We start from the raw sequence: 18,383 nt of genomic DNA on the forward strand, positions 1-18,383 counted from the left end.
ACAGGAGTGATTATCAACATAAGGAGATTACAATTTTTTCTGGCCTGTGCTACGGTTATATTCTCTATTTTTGGTCCATTCTTTTCATTACCCATTCCGATTCCGTTATTGGAGCCTACGTTCTTTCGCATAACCTATTTTAGTTTAATCGTCGTTAGTCTTTTTGCATTTTTTCAACAAAAAGAACGTGTTCTCATGTTTTCGTCATTGTTTAGCATTATGATCACGTCTTTTTTCTTAATATGGCTACTGTATGGGATTTGCTCATTATTGTGGGGAAGGGATATAGGAGAAGGTATACAATATTTGTTTCTTTTGACATCTATGTTCGTTTTAATTTGGACAATTAATCGTTTTTTCCTCTCCCTCAAAGGATTATTCCTACTAGTAGAGCTGTTCATCGGAACATTCTTTATTATTATTGTGCTGGGTATCTATGAAATGATAACCGGGGTTCATTATAAAAGGTCAAGTCTAAATGAATTAGAAGTAGATGGATACTGGGGTATTACGTCAGTCTTTCACAATCAAAATGATTTTGCTACCTATCTAATATTGAATCTGCCGTTGTTATTTTTATATACGTTTTCCTATGAAAGGAAGATAGGAAGAAAACTGTTTGTAATGGTTGTTTCATTAAGTGGTGTTTTTTGTCTTTTTTATACCGCTTCACGGGCTAATATACTTGCCTTTATTATTTTTTTGCTATGTTCAGCTTGTTATTCAGTGGTCAGAAAACCAACGCTTGGGAAAATTTTAATTATGTTTGGTTTGCCATTGTTGCTGATAGCTAATATAGATAGACTTCTTATTCTGCTATCTATGGTGCTGCCGGAGGGAGCTTACAATAAAATTTCTTCAATGATATTGTTTTTTGATCCTTCGCAAGCGGTTGAAAGCGATTCTAGCTTTGGAACGAGAGATGAATTGTGGAATGCGGGCCTTGATTATTTGCAAAATAGTTTTTTTCTAGGTATTGGTGCAGGGCAAGTAGAGGTATACAATGCGCAGAATGGCTTTCCGGTCCATAACATACATAATTGGTGGTTGGAGGTACTTGTGAATTTTGGATTGCCTATCTTTCTTCTCTATGTATCCATGTATTCCTATCTAATTATAAAAAATGTGATCATAAGTTGGAGAAGCGAAGGGATTCGCTCCACGGTAGCACGCGCCAACGCATTTACGTTGCTAATTTATATTATTTCCGCTGCTTCTACTAGCAGTGCCATTCATTTTGCCATGCAATGGAGCATAGTTGCTTTGGCAATCCTGACGATTCGAATTGATAAGGTGGAGTTTGCTAATGAACATTCTCGTCATATCCCATATGTTTCCCAAGACTAGTGACTCTCACTACGGATTGTTTGTATATGATCAGGTGAAGGCGCTGATAGAAAACGGGCATAGAGTTACCGTTATTTCCCCAAGTCCGTTTGCTCCTTTTCCGTTGCCATACTTAAGCCAAAAATGGAAGCGATATGCTCAGGTTCCCCTGCTGATGAAGAGAGAAGAGATATCCTTCTATAATCCCAAATACGTAGCTTACCCAAAAGGCTTTCTTTTGAACAGAAGTGGAAAAAGTGTGTTTCGCAGCATTAAGACCCAATGTAGGAATCTGTTGCGATTCCCTTACGATTTGATTCATGCACATGTTGTGCTTCCGGATGGTTCAGCAGCACAACTCCTTTCGAAGATGCTTGGGGTTCCTTTCGTAGTAACCATACATGGAGCAGACTTTTCTACAACTATCTATCGAAATCCAAAATGCATGGGAGTAGTACGCGAAACACTTGCCTCAGCAGCACAAGTCATTTTTGTCAGCTCTAAATTAAAGAACATAGGAGAAAAATTATTTCCTGATTTGTCATCACGTTATTGTATTATTCCGAATGGGGTAAACGGACGTTTTTTGGTTGATCAACAAGAGGAAAATAATGAGCGGCCACCAGAATGTTTAGATCGGTTTCTGCTTCTGAGCGTGTCGAATTTAATCGCATACAAAGGAATTGAATATAACTTGCGTGCAGTTGCCATGGTAGTAAAGAAAATTCCAACGATACATTACCTGATTATTGGTGACGGCCCAATAAAGTCGGAGCTTGAAAAGCTTTCCCGTGAATTAGGGATTGAAGAACACGTTACTTTCATAGGGGCAGTTTCCAATGAAGAGGTGAAGCGGTACATGAAGATGTGCGATCTATTTACTCTTCCAAGCTGGAACGAAGCATTCGGAATTGTTTACCTGGAAGCCATGGCATGCGGAAAATCTGTAATCGGATGCATGGGAGAGGGAATCGAAGACATTGTTTCTAACGGCGAAACAGGATGGTTGGTTCCCCCTAGGGACAGCAACGCATTGGCAGAACGCATTATGCATTTGTATAGGGATGAAAAAACCAGAGTTGAAACGGGAATGAAGGCAAAAAAAACTGTTTGTCAGCATTTTACTTGGGAAAATAGTGTGGGGAAGATGTGCAATCTTTACTCTGAAATTATTGCGAGGGGAAGAGGGGGATCATCTTCAACATGAAAAAAATTTGGATTTTTAATCATTATGCGATAGCACCTGGAGCCAGTGGAGGGACTCGTCATTACGATTTGGGGAAGGAGCTTTGCAGAAAAGGGAATCAAGTGCGCATTTTTGCAGCTTCTTTTAACCACCAAGCAAAACAGGAGAGCATAAGATATTTTTCTTCTCAGTACGTACAGAAAGAAATCCATAACGGTGTTCAGTATGTATGGATTAAAACAATCCCCTATCAAAAAAATGATTGGCGTCGCATATGTAATATCTTAAGCTATACATTCAGAGCATTTATGGAATGCAGGCGAACGGAGGAAAAACCGGATATTGTGATTGGCTCTCTCATGCATCCACTGGCAGCTTTATTGGGATATGTTGTAGCTAAAAAGAAAAAATGCGCATTCTATTTCGAAGAGAGAGATCTATGGCCGGAAACTCTGGTTCATTTAGGTAAATTTTCCAGAAAGAATCCGATTGTCTGGATGTTAAGTCAGTTGGAAATGTTTTTGTACAGAAAGGCGGAGCGAATTATCGTTCTGTTTGATAAAGCGGTAGATTATGTATCAAATCGCGGCATTGACCGGGGAAAGGTACTTTACCTTCCGAATGGTGTTGATCTTTCGCGTTATAATTACCCGCATCAGGAAGTTCCGTCGGAATTGGAAGAGTTATTAAACCGATTGCAAAATCGGTTGGTGGCTGTTTATATCGGTGCTCACGGAGTAGCGAACAATCTGGACAGTATCCTCGAAGCGGCAAGTTTGTTGCAGCAGGATGATGAATGGAAAGATAAGCTAATGTTCCTTTTTATTGGTGATGGAACGGAGAAAAATAGGTTAATCAAGAAGGCGAATGAGGCACGACTTTCGAATGTAATTTTTGGTCCAGCTATTCCAAAAGAATGGGTCCCAATTGTCTTGGAACGCACTCATATTGCCTTAGTTTCCATGCTTAAAGCAGATATTTACAAATGGGGATTCAGTCTAAACAAACTGTATGACTATCTTGCTGCTTCGCTCCCGGTAGTAATTCAATGTCATCTGGAAACGACACTGATTGATCAAGCGGGAATAGGGATTAAGGTAAGCACTTCCAAAGAGATGGCGGAGGCGATCCGCTGGCTTGCACGTTCGGATAACGAACGTGCAAAAATGGGGGAAAAGGCGAGAGAATATGTGGAAAAGCATCATTCGTGGAACGAATTAAGTAACCGGTTAATAGACAGTTGGATGAGCAAAGAACGAGAACGGGAGTGTTTAAAATAATGAATGTTGAAAAAGGCGTGAATGTCGTCATTGGTAATCAGGTTGAATTTGGTAATAATGTAATGCTAGGGCATAACGTTATTATTTATGACGGTGTAAAAATCGGTAGCAACGTAGTTGTGCAGGATAATGCTGTAATAGGGAAACAGCCAACAAGAGCAAAAAATTCTGCTCGAAAAAATGAGATTGCCCTGTCTTCAACGGTTATTGGTGATGGATGTATAATCGGTACCTCAACCATTATTTATGCAGGGGCGATTTTGGAGCGGGATGTTTTTGTCGCCGATTTGGCTACTGTAAGAGAAAGGGTTACGATAGGAACGGGAACGATTGTCGGAAGAGGAGTAGCGGTCGAGAATGATTGCCAAATCGGAGCGTTTTGTAAGCTGGAGACAAATTGTTACATTACGGCATTTTCACAGCTGGGGAATCATGTTTTTATAGCTCCATGTGTAGTAACCACAAATGATAACTATCTGGCCCGCTCTGAAGAGCGTTTTTTGAAAATGAAAGGTATAACGATAGCAGACGGAGGGCGTATTGGTGCAAATGCGACTGTACTGCCGGGAATTCTAATCGAAGAGGATGGGACAGTTGGAGCAGGAAGTGTAGTTACGCGTGATGTGAAACGGGAGGAATTGGTGATAGGAGCTCCTGCCAAAAAAAGAAGGGAGGTTCCTCAGTCCCAGCTTCTGCGGAATCAGAACCATGGGAAAGGAAGTGAGGTATATCATTGTTATCCACATGAAACTGGGATGAGTATTTCAAATTAATTATTTGGAGCGGGGGATTCATCTGATAAGAACATTGCCAGCAGGAAGCGAGTGTAGTGATTTGAACGTAGAGAGCAGACTTGAGAAACATAGGTTGAAGAAAAGAACACGGCGTAAAAAGTTGATGAGATTGCTTACGAGCTTTTTCTTTTTACTTATCATTGTAGTGGTTGGGTGTTTTATTTATTCTGAGAAAATTCTGACCTATATAGGGGGGAATCTGGTAGTAAAAAATCAGATAAAAAAAGCAGATGCTATTGTTGTTTTTGGAGGCGGTGAAAAACTTGAACGTCTTAACCATGCAATCACCCTTTATCAACAAGGGTATGCCCCGAAGATCGTCTTAAGCGGAGGGATAAGCAAGTCCCCCGATTCTTTTAACTGGGCTAAAAGCATGAAGGAATATGGTATGAGAAAAGGTGTTCCTGCGGGAGTATTTATTGTGGATGATCGTGCTGAAAGCACCTATGACAATGCTCTTCACACAATTGACATTTTTCGAAAAGAAGGTTTCTCAACCGGTATCCTTGTTACATCCCCTTATCATACGAAGCGCTCACTCTGGACTCTTAAACAAATTGAGAAAGAATCCAGAGTGAAGTTGGAATGGGTTTTAAGTCCTACTACCGAGAGTTCTTTTTATATTCAAAACTGGTGGAAAAACAAAATGGTACGATCATTTGTTATTGAAGAGTATGTAAAACTGGTTGCATACAAACTAATCTATTGAATAATCACCGTTAGAATGACCTAATGAAAGGAGATGAGTCATAAATGGAACGAAATACCGCATTAGTGTAAAATAAACAGTATCAGGAATAGGGAGGCAGTGCCAGTGAATGAAATCGAAAAAGTGCTATGAGCTGTTTTGGACGAAAAAATTTCGCCGATTAACGAAAATCTACAGAAACTTGGCCGACACATTGATACACTGGAAGACAACATGAACAAGCAATTTACAGAAACTAAGACCGATTTTTATCGCATAATATCGCACTCCTCAATCATAAGAGAGAGGTTCTTGGATAAGTCAACCTCATGATAATGCGGTAGAGGGTTATTTGCGGGGTCTTTAATAATACGGACGATAGGACGGGTAAGCATATTGGCTTTGTACCCGGCAACGATGGCAGTTTCCCCGGTATTCAATTTGACGCTGACGCCTATCGGATAAATGGCTACAGTGTTGCGGAAAGACTCAACATAATCCTGATCAAAATGGGTACCGGATTGACTGTAGAGGATTTCGATAGCAAGATGCGGCAGCATAGCGCGCCGGTGGACCCGATGACTGGTCAGCGCTTCGAATACGTCTGCAACCGCCAACAGGCGTGCATACTTGTGAATCTCATCTTTCTTCAGGCCGCGTGGATAGCCGCTTCCGTCTAGGCGTTCATGATGCTGATATGCACAGTGGGCCGCAAGCAAGGGAAAGCCATATTCCTGCCGCAGCAGATCGAATCCGTATTCCGTATGTTTTTTGACTGTTTCGAATTCTTTGCTGGTGAGCTGTCCTTCTTTCTGGATAATGCTCGTCGGAACTTTCATTTGTCCGATATCATGCAAGAGCGCTCCGAGTCCGATTTCCGTTAACTCTTTATCGCTATACCCTTTTTTTATTCCGATTCCTATTGCATACAGCGTTGTATTGAGGGAATGAGAGTATACATAATGATCATGGATGTGAATGTTGCCGAGTAGATTAATAGCCGATTTGCGACTCTTCATCTCATCGATAATCCGCTGGCATAAAGCACTGAATGTGCTGTAAAGAGAAGCCGATTTTTTTGTTTGGGATTTTATAGAAGAGCTTGTTTGAATTTCATTAAAAGTAGAATAGATGGTGCTTAAAGCTTCACATCGTGTTTCGTCGGAGATAACTTGATCGATATAAATATCCTCTGTCGCCTTGTCCCGTACATATACCATATCAATTCCCATTTGCTTGAAACGTTTAATCGTCTGCCCTGTTAATTCTGAATGGGTGCCCAGAATGACGGCGCCTTTCTGATTCAATACAGGTTTCGCCAGCACCATGCCCGGTTCACATCGGGACGTTGAAACGAGTCTCATAATTTTCCCTTTCTCCTTTTCCTTGAATCTCCAACGATTATATTCATAATGCAAGTCATATGATAAGTGATAGCGGTCATGTCTATTGTCATACAAAAAAACAACCCAATTCTTCGTTGGAATTGGGTGGATTAAACTATAATGGAAAAGAAATCGTAAGCTGGCAGCCTTGGTTGGGCTGTGATATAACGGATAGCGTTCCATTTATTTCTGCAGCACGGCTTTCCATTGTCTTTAAACCGAAACCATACGTTATATTTTCACAACCCTGGCCGTTGTCTTTTAATAAGAATACGATCGTTTCGTTTTCCTCTTTGAGAATAAAGGTGAAATGCGTACTTTTGCCGTGCCGGATGCCATTTGTTAATCCTTCCTGCAGAGCATGGTAAAGAAATTTTTTCTGGGAGAGATTCAAATCAGGCAGAGGAAAGATAGTATACTCAATCTCGATTCCCGCGTGCTTCTCGGTCACATGAATAAGCTCTTTAAGCTCCGCTAGTAAATCAAAAATAAGGGTATCTTCCTTAATCATACGGACTGTACGTCGAATCTCATTCAATCCGTTGCGGACAAGTTCCTGTGCCAGTTCCAATTTTTCTATAGCCAGAGGAAGATTTTTTCCGATAAGGCGTTTTCCGGCTTCGATTTGCACGATAATGGGCGTTAAGGTATGGCCCACAATGTCGTGAATTTCACCGGCGATGCGATTTCGTTCTGCAAGCGCGGACATTTCGGAGCGGGCTGCTGCCATTTCTTGAAGGGAGTGCTCAAGCTTTTGTGTTCGTTCCCTTACTTTTTCTTCAAGTGTATTATTCAAATTCTTCAATTGAATGGACATTCGTTCTACATTGGCAAATGCGCGTGCGGACTTTACCAATATGGTGAACGATTGAACAAATACAAAGAGAAAGAGCCCGAATGGGGTTAGATTTCCGATTTTGACTATTTGGTTGTAGTACAGAATATCGTTGATGGCTGTAAGAAAAAAAATCACCGCAACAGATACATTTAACAGAGCAAACTCCCTCTTTCGCAGGGCAACAAGAAAAAGAAGAAATAGTATATAGGAAATGCAAGCAAGCATAACAGGGTAGAACCATGTAATCGCTGTCGAGTGGAATACAGATGTTGTCGTCAGAGTAAGTAAGCTAAAAGCTCCTCCTAAAATTTGTGTGAGACGAATAAATGGATGAGGAAAGTCTTCCGGATACATAGAATGAAGAAACATAACAAAAATAGGAAGCGCAAGATAAAAACCGAGATATTCAGCCTTTAATGATATCTCCCAGTCGAAATTGGGAAATAGAGTAGTCAGAAGTATATCGCGACCGGTAATGACGGAGCGGATACCAATAAACAAACAAAATAGGCCAAAATACAGCGGCGACTTGTTCGTACGGCGCAGCAGATAGAGAACGAAATGATACAGCCCCGCAATCAGCAAGCAGGAAGAGAGCGCTGCGTCAAAAATCAGCTTTTTTTGTTTCAGGTCGGTAATCTGCTTGTCGTTCCCAAGTAGAATAGCTTTCCATATCCCACCTTTTTTATGCACAAAGTTGGCGATATGAAAGGTTAATGTAACCCGCTCTTCTTTCGGTTGAAAATATACCACCTGAGATAAGCTTTGCGGTTTCATTTCCTGTGCGGTTTTTCCGATCGTTCCGGCGGAAGCTGCTAGCTTACCGTTGATGTAGAGCCTGTAAGCAGAAGATATCGTAGGAATATAGAGAGCCTTGGTAGAGTTTTTCTCTGCCGGATTGAATTGAACGGTGATTGTATAAGTAGCATACCCCTGCCCGGGCAGGGGTATGCCATTGATTTTTTTACTGTTCCATATGGAAGGGACTATGATAGTATGGTCCTGGTTTTGGGAAGGCGATGCGTTTGGGATATCCATAGTAAACTGTTTCCAGTAAAATTTCCATTCTCCATTTAGCTTGATAGGGCCCTGCGTTGTAAAATTCCAGCGTGAAGCATCAAGAACGCCATTTTTTACAGCAGGAAAAGAAGAAGAATGAACCGCGCAGCCGGAAAGTACAAAACTAAAAAATAAAATAGTAAGTGCAAACAAGGAAAATAATCGTTCTCTCATCCAGTGATATCCCCTTTGTTTGTGGTAGATAGGGAAGTTACTTCGGGTGCTCCACACCTAATTCTTTTAAATAAAGAATGGCCTTAGAACGTTCGTTGGTTCCTATCTTAGCATAAATCATGCTGATGTAATTTTTGACCGTTCCTTCACTGATAAATAGCGTCTTTGCGATCTGGCGGTTGCTCATGCCCTGAAGCATCAACACGGCAACTTCTCTCTCCCGTTCGGATAGTCCGATGCCCTGCTGTTTAAGACGTTCGACGTGGATGGAACTTCTCGTCTGGAAAGAGACATGTGAGAGGCGGGCAGCAAGTTTGGCTGCGATAACGGCCGGCATCATCATCTGGCCTTTTACGGCGTCACGGATAGAAGCGATTAATTTATCTCCAGGCATGTCTTTCAATAGAAATCCGCTTGCACCATTTGCCATCCCCTCTACAATATACTCGTCTTCTGCAAACGTTGTAAGAATGAGGATGAGTGTGTGTGGAAAATCCTTTTTGATTTTTTTGGTGCTTTCAATGCCGTCCATAACCGGCATTTTGATATCCATTAATACAATGTCGGGTTTGTGTTCACGTACCATTTCGTAGGCTTGCTGTCCGTTTTCCGCCGTACCAATTACCCGCATGTCGTTTTCAAGATCAAGAATAGTTTTTAGACCTTCTCGCATGAGGGTTTGGTCGTCTGCAATTAAGATTGTAATCATAAGACTGCTCCGCTCTCCTTGATAAATGGTTTGTATTATTCATTATAATACTGTTTTACTGATGGAAGGAGGGAAAAAGGACGAGCGGCAACGCCTGCGCGTTTTTCTTATTAGTCTCTTTGACGGTGTGATTCCGGACAGGCGGGGCAGAGGTGAGTCTGATCTTGTTCATAGATATGGCATAGACTTCCTTTTACTTCTAAAAGGCCGCATGGAATGAGAAGAAGATACTGTTGTTCTTTTTTGGCTACTACATAGCCTCGTATAACACGGGAGCATTCTGAAACTTTTACATACATTTCCTGCATACTGTTTTGGCTCCTGACTTAAATTGGTATTTGTAGCCTATTATAAGAAAGCGTAAGTCACAACATAACTGATAGCTGTCATATAAAAGGTCATAAATAAAAGCGCTCACTCCGTAAAATAAAGAAAAAAATGCCCTGAATAGTGTGCCTTATAGTGACAAAAATTAGAGTAAGGGCGAAGATTAAAAAATCGTCTGACGGAAGATGAATATATAAACGTTGATTGGAGTGTAAACAATGAAGGCTGTAACTTACCAGGGACCGAATACTGTAGAGGTAAAACAGGTAGAGGATGCAAAATTAGAAAAAAAAGATGATATTGTTGTACGGATAACCACTACTGCCATATGCGGATCTGATTTGCATTTATATCAGGGGAATTCCCCGGTACCAGAAGGATACATTATCGGTCATGAACCAATGGGGATTGTAGAAGAAGTGGGTCCTGAAGTGACAAAGGTAAAAAAGGGGGACCGTGTCATTATCCCTTTTAATGTTGCATGCGGACGTTGTGTTTATTGCCAGAATGATATGACCAGCCAATGCGATAATGCCAATCCTCATTATGATTCAGGAGGGTACTTCGGTTTTGGAGAGAAGTACGGAAACCATCCGGGTGGTCAGGCAGAATATTTAAAAGTGCCTTTTGGAAACTTCACCCCATTTGTAATCCCGGCATCAGTTGAGCTGGAAGATGAATATCTCGTCTTTTTAAGCGATGTTCTGCCTACTGCCTATTGGAGCGTGGAAAATTCCGGGGTAAAATCAGGGGATACTGTTATTGTGCTTGGCTGTGGACCTGTTGGGTTGATGGCTCAAAAGTTTGCCTGGATGAAAGGCGCAAAGCGAGTGATTGCTGTCGATTACTTGGATTATCGGTTAAACCATGCAAAAAAAATGAACAATGTTGAGATATTCGATTTTACTCAATACGATGATATGGGTGAACATTTAAAAGAGATTACGCATGGCGGTGCGGACGTTGTCATTGATTGTGTTGGTATGGACGGAAAGAGATCGACTTTGGAGTTTATCGAACAAAAATTAAAGCTGCAGGGCGGAACTCTTGGACCTATACAGATTTCCACAAAAGCTGTTAGGAAAGCCGGAACGGTTCAAATCACCGGTGTGTACGGTGGCAACTACAATATGTTTCCATTGGGTGCCTTTTGGGTAAGAAATATCACACTTAAAATGGGACAGGCACCGGTCATTCCTTTTATGCCTAAACTATTAAAAAAAATTATGGATAAAGAGTTTGATCCAACGGAGATTATTACGCACAAAGTACCGCTTGACGACGCAAGTCATGCGTACAGAATCTTTAACGACCATGAAGATGATTGCATCAAGGTTGTTTTAAAGCCCTAGAGTAACAAGTATCCTTCTTTTCTTGTATTGACGGTGGTGAGGTATAGCATTATTTTTCATTTCATGTTATGATTGGCTCAAATTTCAACTGCATATTGCAAGCTTTGCGGTGCTTAAAATTCCGACACTTGCTAACACGTCGGAATAAAGAGCTTAAAAGGGAAGTTCGGTGCAAAACCGACGCGGTCCCGCCACTGTGAAGAGGAGAACATCGCCGATGGATTACCCACTGTTTTGCCTGTAAAACGGGAAGGGGGCGTATGTTTGTTGACTCGAAGCCAGGAGACCTGCCGTGAAGAGCAACACTGTCGGACCACGAGGATGGGGAGGTGTTCAAAGGGATATATACAGGCGTAGTTTTGTTAACCAATTTGTGCGCTTTTGTTTACCTGAGCATCTTTTCCGTGGGAAAGGGTGCTTTTTATTTTGCCTACACAAAAATAAGGGAAAGGAGAGAAAACGAGGATGAAAGGAAAACGCATACTTTCAGGTATTAGTATGGTCCTGGGATTTATATTGTATTTCTTATGGAACGAGCCGCAGACGGCCTATGCCATGCATATTATGGAGGGATTTTTGCCCGTGAAGTGGGCACTGTTCTGGTGGGTGGTATTTCTGCCCTTTTTCCTGCTGGGACTTCGGTCATTGACCAGAATAACAAAGGAGAAACCGGAAACAAAGCTGCTGCTTGGTCTTGCGGGGGCTTTTGCATTTGTCCTGTCCGCATTGAAAATTCCTTCGGTGACAGGAAGCAGTTCGCATCCGACCGGAACCGGACTCGGAGCGGTACTGTTTGGTCCGCTGGTAATGTCGGTGCTGGGCACGCTTGTGCTTCTGTTCCAGGCATTGTTGCTGGCGCATGGCGGCCTGACTACGCTTGGCGCCAATGCGTTCTCGATGGCGGTAGTTGGGCCATTCGTAGCGTACATTGTGTATCGAGCAATCACTCGCTCGACGGGAAAACAGAGATTGGCAATTTTTGTGGCAGCGGCGCTTGCGGATATGGCTACATATCTTGTCACCTCTCTGCAACTGGCACTTGCTTTTCCGGCAGCGAGCGGCGGTGTGGCAGCTTCTTTTATGAAATTCGCCGGCATCTTTGCCGTAACGCAGGTGCCGCTGGCGATTAGCGAAGGGCTATTAACAGTACTGGTATGGAACTTTCTGGTCGCCTATAACGGACGTGAGCTTGCACAGTTGCAATCTATGAAACAGGGAGCGTAGCGATGAACAAATCAAAGAGTTGGATGAATGTTTTGATTGTACTTTCGGTAGCTGCACTGATTGTGTTCCCGCTTATCTTCGTGCAGAATTCGGATTTTGGAGGCGCAGACGGCGCAGCAGAGGAAGCAATAGCTGAGGTGGCGCCTGAATATAAGCCGTGGAGTGAGCCATTTATCGAGCCGCCGGGCAGCGAGACGGAAAGTCTGCTGTTTGCGCTGCAAGCTGCGCTGGGAGCCGGTATCATCGGATATGGAATCGGCTACTACAAAGGCCGTGCTGTGAAGCAGGACCATTCGAATGAAGATTCAGCTTGATACGCTTGCATATACGAATCGCCTGCGCCATGTTTCTCCCGCACAGAAGCTGTCTTTCGGATTAAGTACGCTGTTTTTCGTTTTGGTGGCGCACACGAAGGTGCATGTGGCTGTATTTGCCTGGATGAGCGTGTGGATTGTCGGCTACGCGGGAATTGCAGCCCGGGTGTATGTAAATTTACTGATGGCGCTTGCGGTATTTTTGGCCCTTGGCCTGCCTCCGCTGGTATTGGAGATTTCACTCCAACCGGTTTTGGAGCCGGTACTGTTTCAATTTTCCGCGGGTCCCTGGCATGTGTATGCAAGCGAAGAAGGGATGAAGGCGGCGGGTGTATTGCTGTTTCGTTCGCTCGCATCCGTGTCCTGTCTGTACTTTATTTTGTTGACCGTGCCGTTCACCGAGCTACTGGTGGTTCTGCGGCGCGTGGGAATTCCGGCTCTAATAACGGATTTGCTGCTGGTGATGTACCGGTTTGTTTTTGTATTTTTAGAGACGGCCGGGCAGCTGTGGATTGCCCAGCAGGCACGGGGCGGTGGACGAGGCTTTATGAATAAAATGCAGGCGGCGGGCCGGCTGGTTACCCGATTGTTTACCCGCACGCTGCAGCGCTATCAACAGCTGTCGGTTGGACTTACGGCGCGAGGTTTTGAAGGAGAGCTGCGCGTTGCTTCCAGAACATCGTTTTCCGTATCGAGACGATATGCAGTAGAAGCCGCGGTCGGTTTGATACTGCTCTTCGTGCTCGAATTGTGGACAAGGAGGTGAAACGGTTGGCTTGGCTTTTTGAGATGGAAGATGTGTCGTATACATATCCGGGGGGGATAGAACCGGCACTCGATCACATTACTCTGCGAATTCCGAGAAGAAAACGCTGCGCATTACTTGGTCATAACGGCTGCGGAAAGTCGACCTTATTTCTGCATATAAACGGCATTTATCAGCCGGAGCATGGTGATTTGAAATGGAATGGGGAGCCGTACTTATACCGACGTTCATATCTGGCTGAACTGCGGCGGAAGGTAGGCCTGGTTTTTCAGGATCCGGAACAGCAGTTAATCGCCAATACGGTAGCGGAAGACATTTCTTACGGACTATGCAATGCCGGGATGTCGGATGCGGAAGTTGCGCGCAAAGTGGATGAAGCGTTAGTGCGCTTTGGGTTGGACGATTTGCGGGAAAGACCGGTACATCATTTAAGTTTAGGACAGAAAAAACGTGTAGCGCTGGCAGGCGTGATGGTGTTGCGACCGGAATTGCTGCTATTGGATGAGCCAACCGCTTATCTTGATCGTTTGCACACGAAGCTTTTGCTTGAGGAACTAGAGACCATTCACCGCGACGAAGGCACCACGATGCTGATGGCGACGCATGACATCGATTTGGCTTATGAATGGGCGGACTGGGTGTTCGTTATGCATAAAGGGCGGCTGGTACTGGAAGGGACGCCGGAGGAAGTGTTTAAGAGGCGGGAGGTACTAGAAGAAATGCAGCTCAGTGTACCGCTGTTGTTTGATGTGTGGGAAGCGCTCGACTTGTCGTTTTTCAACGGTACACTGAAACGGCCTCGCACCGCAGCCGAGCTAAGATATCAGCTGGAACGGTATGCTACGGAAAATAAACGAAAAATGGGGTGAATCTCATGGATAAAAAAGGCGGAAAAGTATTAATTATCGGATTTGGTCCGGGAAGCTTCGACCATATTACCCAGCGGGCCCGCGAAGCGATTGAGGAGTGTGAAGTCATTCTCGGCTATACCACTTATGTTGATTTGATCCGTGATCTTCTGCGGGAAGATCAGACCGTAATCCAGGCCGGCATGACGGAGGAAGTCGGACGGGCACAAGAAGCGGTGCGCCAGGCGGAAAAAGGCAAGATTGTCGGCGTTATCTCCAGCGGTGATGCCGGTGTGTACGGAATGGCCGGACTCGTATATGAAGTGTTGATAGAGCAGGGATGGACAGAAAAAGAAGGGATCGGTGTAGAAGTTATCCCCGGCATTTCGGCGATTAACTCATGTGCATCCCTGCTGGGTGCTCCGGTTATGCACGATGCCTGCACCATCAGTTTAAGCGACCATTTAACCCCGTGGGAGCTAATCGCAAAACGCGTAGAAGCGGCCGGACAGGCCGATTTTGTCATTGCCTTATATAACCCGAAGAGCGGACGGCGAACGCGCCAGATTGAAGAAACGCAGCGCATTTTATTGAAATACCGTTCGCCGGATACGCCGGTCGGACTCGTGAAAAGCGCCTACCGTGATCGCCAGTCCGTAGTGATTACCGATTTGGCCCATATGCTGGAGCATGAAATCGGCATGTTGACGACGGTCATTATCGGAAATAATTCGACCCGGCTGTATGACGGGAAAATGATTACACCGCGAGGCTATCAACGCAAATATACATTAAATACGGAGAAACAAGCGCTTGCTCCGCACCAGCGTTTACGGGAAGAGAATGAACCATGGGCGCTGCACAGTGTGATGCCGGAGAAACAGAAGGAGACAGCTCTGCCGTCGTCCTCAATCTCAACTGTACCTGCGTCATTGTCTTCTCGTAGTTTAGCAGAGGAAGCACTGGGACGGCTGCACGGTACGGCTTCTGAATCTTCTCCTCTGGCAGACGCCGGTTTTGTTCAAAAGTCGATTTTTGAATTTGCTGTCTCGCCGGGTGTGGCTAATAAGAAGCTGAGTGCGCAGCAAATGCTTGTACTTGCCGAGATTGTCGGTGAAGAAGGCACAATGGAATATACGCCGCATCATCAGATTCGCGTCAGCGTTCCGACGACTGAGCCGGAACGAATTACGCAAAAGCTTGCGGAAGTCGGCATGCTGGTGCAGCCGATAGGTGATGTAGTGACAATTAAGGCATGCGACTTTTGTGACGGAGAAAAGACAGATGCGATTCCATACGCAGAACGTATTCAGGAATTGCTGGGCGGCCTGAATGTGCCGAAGGAAACGAAAATCGGCATCAACGGCTGTGGCATGGCATGCTACGGTGCAGTAACAGAAGACATTGGGCTTGTGTTCAGAAAAGGAAAGTTCGACCTGTTCCTTGGCGCCAAAACGGTCGGCCGCAATGCGCATGTAGGCCAACCGGTAGCGGAAGGCATCGAACCGGAAGAAATCGTCGATCTGCTTGCGCGTATCGTGCACAAATATAAAGAAGAAGGCCATCCGAACGAACGCTTCCACAAATTCTTCAAGCGTATCAAAGAGATTGAAGGCTTCGAACACCGGGAAGCGCCTATTCAAGTTCTAGTAGATTCCGTTTGCGGAGATTGATAGGATTATAGAAATTTTTTCGAATCGAAAACCAGTTTGATATATACGCAAAGGAGGCGTCTATCATATGCAAGCGGTATTGTTTGTAGGACACGGAAGCCGGGACCCGCAGGGGAACGAAGAAGTCCTACAGTTCGTGGATGGCCTGAAAGACGAAATCAAGGCACCCATTATCGAAACGTGCTTTCTCGAATTTGCGGACCCGGATATGATGCAGGGGCTTACCACCTGTGTGGAAAGGGGAGCGACGCAGGTTGCCGTTATCCCGATGATGCTGTTTGCTGCAGGGCATTCGAAGATTCACATTCCGGCGGCCATTGACGAGGCCAGGGCGAAATATCCGAACGTTCAATTTATTTATGGACGTCCCATCGGCATTCATGACGAAATATTCTCTATCCTTGGCTCCCGCCTGACGGAGACAGGAATAAACGTGGAAGAAGAAGCGGAAGACACGGCCGTTCTGCTGGTGGGTCGGGGCAGCAGTGACCCGGATGCCAACAGTGACGTATACAAGCTTTCCCGCATGCTGTGGGAACGCCTGCATGTAAAATGGGTGGAAACTTGTTTCATCGGTGTCACGCAGCCTTCTGTAGAAGAAGGGATTGTACGCTGCCTTACCCTGGGAGCAAAAAAGGTTGTATTAATTCCGTATCTCTTGTTTACCGGTATCCTGATGAAGCGGATGGAAGACAAGCTGGATCAGTTCCGTAGCGCGTATCCTGATCAGGAGTTTTGGATGACGGAATACATCGGTTTCCATCCGGGCCTGCGCACTATCTTCCTGGATCGGATAGCAGAAGCGCTGCAGGATGAAGTGAAGATGAATTGCGATACATGCCAGTATCGGTTGTTTGCCGTAGAGCATATGGATCTGCATCATGACCATGACCACCATCATCACGGCCATTCGCATGAGCATAACCACGGGCATCATCATGAGCACCGGCATGACCACGATCACCATCATAACTATGAACATCATACAGAAAAGGAAATGGTCTAATATGATTCTCATTCTTGCAGGAACGAGTGATGCGAGAGAGCTGGCGCTATTGGTAAAACAGGCGGGGTATTCGCTGCTGACAACTGTGGTTACGGATAGTGCGGCGAAAAGCATGAAAGAGGCAGGGCTTCCCGTGCGTGTCGGACGGATGAATGCAGAAGAAATATGCGAGCTTATTCAACGCGAAGGCTTCAAAGCGGTTATCGACGCAAGCCATCCGTTTGCGGAAGAAGCGTCCCGCAATGCGCTGGAAGGCGCCAAAAGGGCGGACGTGCCGTACATACGCTACGAGCGGGCTTCGGTGGAAGAGAAGCCGCATCCGCTGATTACAATGGTGGGCGACTATGCGGAAGCGGCTGAGCTGGCCGCCCGGCATAAAGGCGTAGTTATGCTGACCACCGGAAGCAAGACACTGCAAATTTTCGCTGAGAAGCTGGTCGGTTTGCCTGAAGTAAGGCTGGTGGCGCGTATGCTGCCGCGCAAAGACAACATGGAGAAATGTGAGCAGTTAGGCATTGAACAGAAAAATATTATCGCCATTCAGGGACCGTTCTCAAAAGAGTTGAATGTTGCCTTATACAGGCAGTATGGCGTAACGCTGATGATTACGAAGGAGAGCGGAAAAGTCGGCTCCGTAGACGAGAAGTTGGAAGCGGCGCTGGAACTCGGCATTCCGACCATCATGATTGCCCGTCCGAAAATCGAGTATGGCACCGTATTTTCCGAGTTTTATCAAGTACTAGATGCATTGAGAGAAAAATTGGAGGAGGCTAAAACTGATGGAATTCCACACTGAGTTTAAACCGTTGACCGTGCAGCCGCAGGAAATCGAGGGAAAGAGCTTTGAGATTATCACGGAAGAGCTGGGTGAGCATCCGTTTACGGAGGAGCAATATCCGGTTGTGCAGCGGGTGATACACGCATCCGCCGACTTTGAACTTGGACGCAGCATGCTGTTTCATCCGGATGCAATCGAAGCCGGTATTCGCGCGATTCGCGAAGGACGTAAACTGGTTGCGGATGTGCAGATGGTGCAGGTTGGCATTAGCAAACCGCGCATTGAAAAGTTTGGTGGGAGCGTCCATGTCTACATATCAGACCCGGACGTAATGGAAGAAGCAAAGCGGTTGAATACGACACGCGCCATTGTGGCGACACGCAAAGCCGTGAGGGAAGCGGACGGTGGCATCTTTGCTATCGGCAATGCACCAACCGCCCTGCTCGAGCTGATTCGGCTTGTGAAGGAAGGCATCGCCCGTCCGGGGCTTATCATCGGTATGCCTGTCGGATTCGTTTCGGCTGCCGAGTCGAAAGAAGAGCTCGCAAAGCTCGATATTCCATTCATTACAAATGTGGGACGCAAAGGAGGAAGCACGGTCGTCGTGGCTGCAGTGAATGCGCTGTCGATTATGGCCGAGAAACGGGGGTAGGTCG

At 45.2% G+C, this 18,383-nt stretch carries 17 protein-coding genes and 1 riboswitch; of the genes, 14 read left to right on the plus strand and 3 right to left on the minus strand.

Annotation, left to right across the window (positions count from 1 at the left end; translation table 11 throughout):
• The first annotated feature begins 6 nt into the window (after positions 1-6).
• From ADA01nite_RS08210 to ADA01nite_RS08230, 5 genes are all read left to right on the plus strand, one after another.
• Positions 7-1,347 carry an O-antigen ligase family protein gene (locus tag ADA01nite_RS08210; RefSeq protein WP_146809465.1) on the plus strand — a complete coding sequence of 447 codons (1,341 nt, stop codon included), beginning with the start codon at positions 7-9 and terminating at the stop codon, positions 1,345-1,347.
• Entirely contained in the window at positions 1,307-2,533 is a 1,227-nt protein-coding gene (locus ADA01nite_RS08215) for a glycosyltransferase family 4 protein (protein ID WP_146809466.1), read from the plus strand. Before ADA01nite_RS08210 ends, ADA01nite_RS08215 begins: the two co-directional genes overlap by 41 nt.
• Positions 2,530-3,792, plus strand: coding sequence for a glycosyltransferase family 4 protein (locus ADA01nite_RS08220; protein WP_146809467.1), 1,263 nt, complete (start codon positions 2,530-2,532; stop codon positions 3,790-3,792). Before ADA01nite_RS08215 ends, ADA01nite_RS08220 begins: the two co-directional genes overlap by 4 nt.
• Positions 3,792-4,565, plus strand: a complete 774-nt coding sequence (locus ADA01nite_RS08225; RefSeq protein WP_146809468.1) for an acyltransferase — start codon at positions 3,792-3,794, stop codon at positions 4,563-4,565. The genes ADA01nite_RS08220 and ADA01nite_RS08225 overlap by 1 nt, the downstream gene beginning before the upstream one ends.
• Before the next feature lie 61 nt (positions 4,566-4,626).
• On the plus strand, positions 4,627-5,295 hold the full coding sequence (locus ADA01nite_RS08230; protein ID WP_146809469.1) for a YdcF family protein: 669 nt from the start codon (positions 4,627-4,629) through the stop codon (positions 5,293-5,295).
• Between the two features lie 248 nt (positions 5,296-5,543).
• Here ADA01nite_RS08230 and ADA01nite_RS08235 read toward each other — a convergent pair whose 3' ends face one another.
• From ADA01nite_RS08235 to ADA01nite_RS08245, 3 genes are all read right to left on the minus strand, one after another.
• Positions 5,544-6,638 (minus strand): HD-GYP domain-containing protein, encoded by a 1,095-nt coding sequence (locus ADA01nite_RS08235; RefSeq protein ID WP_170230200.1) that lies wholly within the window; start codon positions 6,636-6,638, stop codon positions 5,544-5,546.
• A gap of 136 nt (positions 6,639-6,774) precedes the next feature.
• Entirely contained in the window at positions 6,775-8,730 is a 1,956-nt protein-coding gene (locus tag ADA01nite_RS08240; RefSeq protein WP_146809471.1) for a 7TM diverse intracellular signaling domain-containing protein, read from the minus strand.
• A gap of 37 nt (positions 8,731-8,767) precedes the next feature.
• Positions 8,768-9,439: a response regulator transcription factor gene (locus ADA01nite_RS08245; RefSeq protein WP_146809472.1), complete on the minus strand. Its 672-nt coding sequence runs from the start codon at positions 9,437-9,439 to the stop codon at positions 8,768-8,770.
• Positions 9,440-9,984: 545 nt separating this feature from the next.
• Here ADA01nite_RS08245 and ADA01nite_RS08250 point away from each other — a divergent pair.
• The 9 genes from ADA01nite_RS08250 (at position 9,985) to ADA01nite_RS08290 (ending at position 18,379) form a co-directional block, all read left to right on the plus strand.
• On the plus strand, positions 9,985-11,118 hold the full coding sequence (locus ADA01nite_RS08250) for a zinc-dependent alcohol dehydrogenase (protein ID WP_146809473.1): 1,134 nt from the start codon (positions 9,985-9,987) through the stop codon (positions 11,116-11,118).
• A 90-nt stretch (positions 11,119-11,208) separates the two neighbouring features.
• Positions 11,209-11,427: riboswitch (cobalamin riboswitch) on the plus strand.
• 156 nt (positions 11,428-11,583) lie between these two features.
• Complete coding sequence (locus ADA01nite_RS08255; protein WP_146809474.1) at positions 11,584-12,342, plus strand: energy-coupling factor ABC transporter permease; 759 nt, start codon at positions 11,584-11,586, stop codon at positions 12,340-12,342.
• Between the two features lie 2 nt (positions 12,343-12,344).
• Positions 12,345-12,656 carry an energy-coupling factor ABC transporter substrate-binding protein gene (locus ADA01nite_RS08260; protein ID WP_146809475.1) on the plus strand — a complete coding sequence of 104 codons (312 nt, stop codon included), beginning with the start codon at positions 12,345-12,347 and terminating at the stop codon, positions 12,654-12,656.
• The gene (cbiQ, locus tag ADA01nite_RS08265; protein ID WP_146809476.1) at positions 12,640-13,422 is read left to right on the plus strand and encodes a cobalt ECF transporter T component CbiQ; all 783 of its coding nucleotides are present in this window, start codon (positions 12,640-12,642) and stop codon (positions 13,420-13,422) included. Before ADA01nite_RS08260 ends, cbiQ begins: the two co-directional genes overlap by 17 nt.
• A gap of 5 nt (positions 13,423-13,427) precedes the next feature.
• A complete protein-coding gene (locus ADA01nite_RS08270; RefSeq protein WP_246147264.1) occupies positions 13,428-14,291 on the plus strand; it encodes an energy-coupling factor ABC transporter ATP-binding protein in 864 nt (287 codons plus the stop codon).
• A gap of 5 nt (positions 14,292-14,296) precedes the next feature.
• Positions 14,297-15,943, plus strand: a complete 1,647-nt coding sequence (cobJ, locus tag ADA01nite_RS08275) for a precorrin-3B C(17)-methyltransferase (RefSeq protein WP_146809477.1) — start codon at positions 14,297-14,299, stop codon at positions 15,941-15,943.
• Positions 15,944-16,010: 67 nt separating this feature from the next.
• Positions 16,011-16,949, plus strand: a complete 939-nt coding sequence (locus tag ADA01nite_RS08280) for a sirohydrochlorin chelatase (protein WP_146809478.1) — start codon at positions 16,011-16,013, stop codon at positions 16,947-16,949.
• A gap of 1 nt (position 16,950) precedes the next feature.
• Positions 16,951-17,745, plus strand: a complete 795-nt coding sequence (gene cobK / locus ADA01nite_RS08285; RefSeq protein WP_146809479.1) for a precorrin-6A reductase — start codon at positions 16,951-16,953, stop codon at positions 17,743-17,745.
• Positions 17,729-18,379 (plus strand): precorrin-8X methylmutase, encoded by a 651-nt coding sequence (locus ADA01nite_RS08290; RefSeq protein ID WP_146809480.1) that lies wholly within the window; start codon positions 17,729-17,731, stop codon positions 18,377-18,379. Before cobK ends, ADA01nite_RS08290 begins: the two co-directional genes overlap by 17 nt.
• Positions 18,380-18,383 lie beyond the last annotated feature (4 nt).

The organism is Aneurinibacillus danicus, from assembly GCF_007991215.1.
Classification (GTDB): Bacteria; Bacillota; Bacilli; order Aneurinibacillales; family Aneurinibacillaceae; genus Aneurinibacillus; species Aneurinibacillus danicus.

What these genes read in the sequence shown, in the direction of transcription:
- ADA01nite_RS08215 (WP_146809466.1), top strand. Translation starts at nt 1,307, where the DNA reads ATGAACATTCTCGTCATATCCCATATGTTTCCCAAGACTAGTGACTCT.
- ADA01nite_RS08220 (WP_146809467.1), top strand. Translation starts at nt 2,530, where the DNA reads ATGAAAAAAATTTGGATTTTTAATCATTATGCGATAGCACCTGGAGCC.
- ADA01nite_RS08225 (WP_146809468.1), top strand. Translation starts at nt 3,792, where the DNA reads ATGAATGTTGAAAAAGGCGTGAATGTCGTCATTGGTAATCAGGTTGAA.
- ADA01nite_RS08235 (WP_170230200.1), bottom strand. Translation starts at nt 6,638, where the DNA reads ATGAGACTCGTTTCAACGTCCCGATGTGAACCGGGCATGGTGCTGGCG.
- ADA01nite_RS08240 (WP_146809471.1), bottom strand. Translation starts at nt 8,730, where the DNA reads ATGAGAGAACGATTATTTTCCTTGTTTGCACTTACTATTTTATTTTTT.
- ADA01nite_RS08245 (WP_146809472.1), bottom strand. Translation starts at nt 9,439, where the DNA reads ATGATTACAATCTTAATTGCAGACGACCAAACCCTCATGCGAGAAGGT.
- ADA01nite_RS08250 (WP_146809473.1), top strand. Translation starts at nt 9,985, where the DNA reads ATGAAGGCTGTAACTTACCAGGGACCGAATACTGTAGAGGTAAAACAG.
- ADA01nite_RS08255 (WP_146809474.1), top strand. Translation starts at nt 11,584, where the DNA reads ATGAAAGGAAAACGCATACTTTCAGGTATTAGTATGGTCCTGGGATTT.
- ADA01nite_RS08260 (WP_146809475.1), top strand. Translation starts at nt 12,345, where the DNA reads ATGAACAAATCAAAGAGTTGGATGAATGTTTTGATTGTACTTTCGGTA.
- cbiQ (WP_146809476.1), top strand. Translation starts at nt 12,640, where the DNA reads ATGAAGATTCAGCTTGATACGCTTGCATATACGAATCGCCTGCGCCAT.
- cobJ (WP_146809477.1), top strand. Translation starts at nt 14,297, where the DNA reads ATGGATAAAAAAGGCGGAAAAGTATTAATTATCGGATTTGGTCCGGGA.
- ADA01nite_RS08280 (WP_146809478.1), top strand. Translation starts at nt 16,011, where the DNA reads ATGCAAGCGGTATTGTTTGTAGGACACGGAAGCCGGGACCCGCAGGGG.
- cobK (WP_146809479.1), top strand. Translation starts at nt 16,951, where the DNA reads ATGATTCTCATTCTTGCAGGAACGAGTGATGCGAGAGAGCTGGCGCTA.
- ADA01nite_RS08290 (WP_146809480.1), top strand. Translation starts at nt 17,729, where the DNA reads ATGGAATTCCACACTGAGTTTAAACCGTTGACCGTGCAGCCGCAGGAA.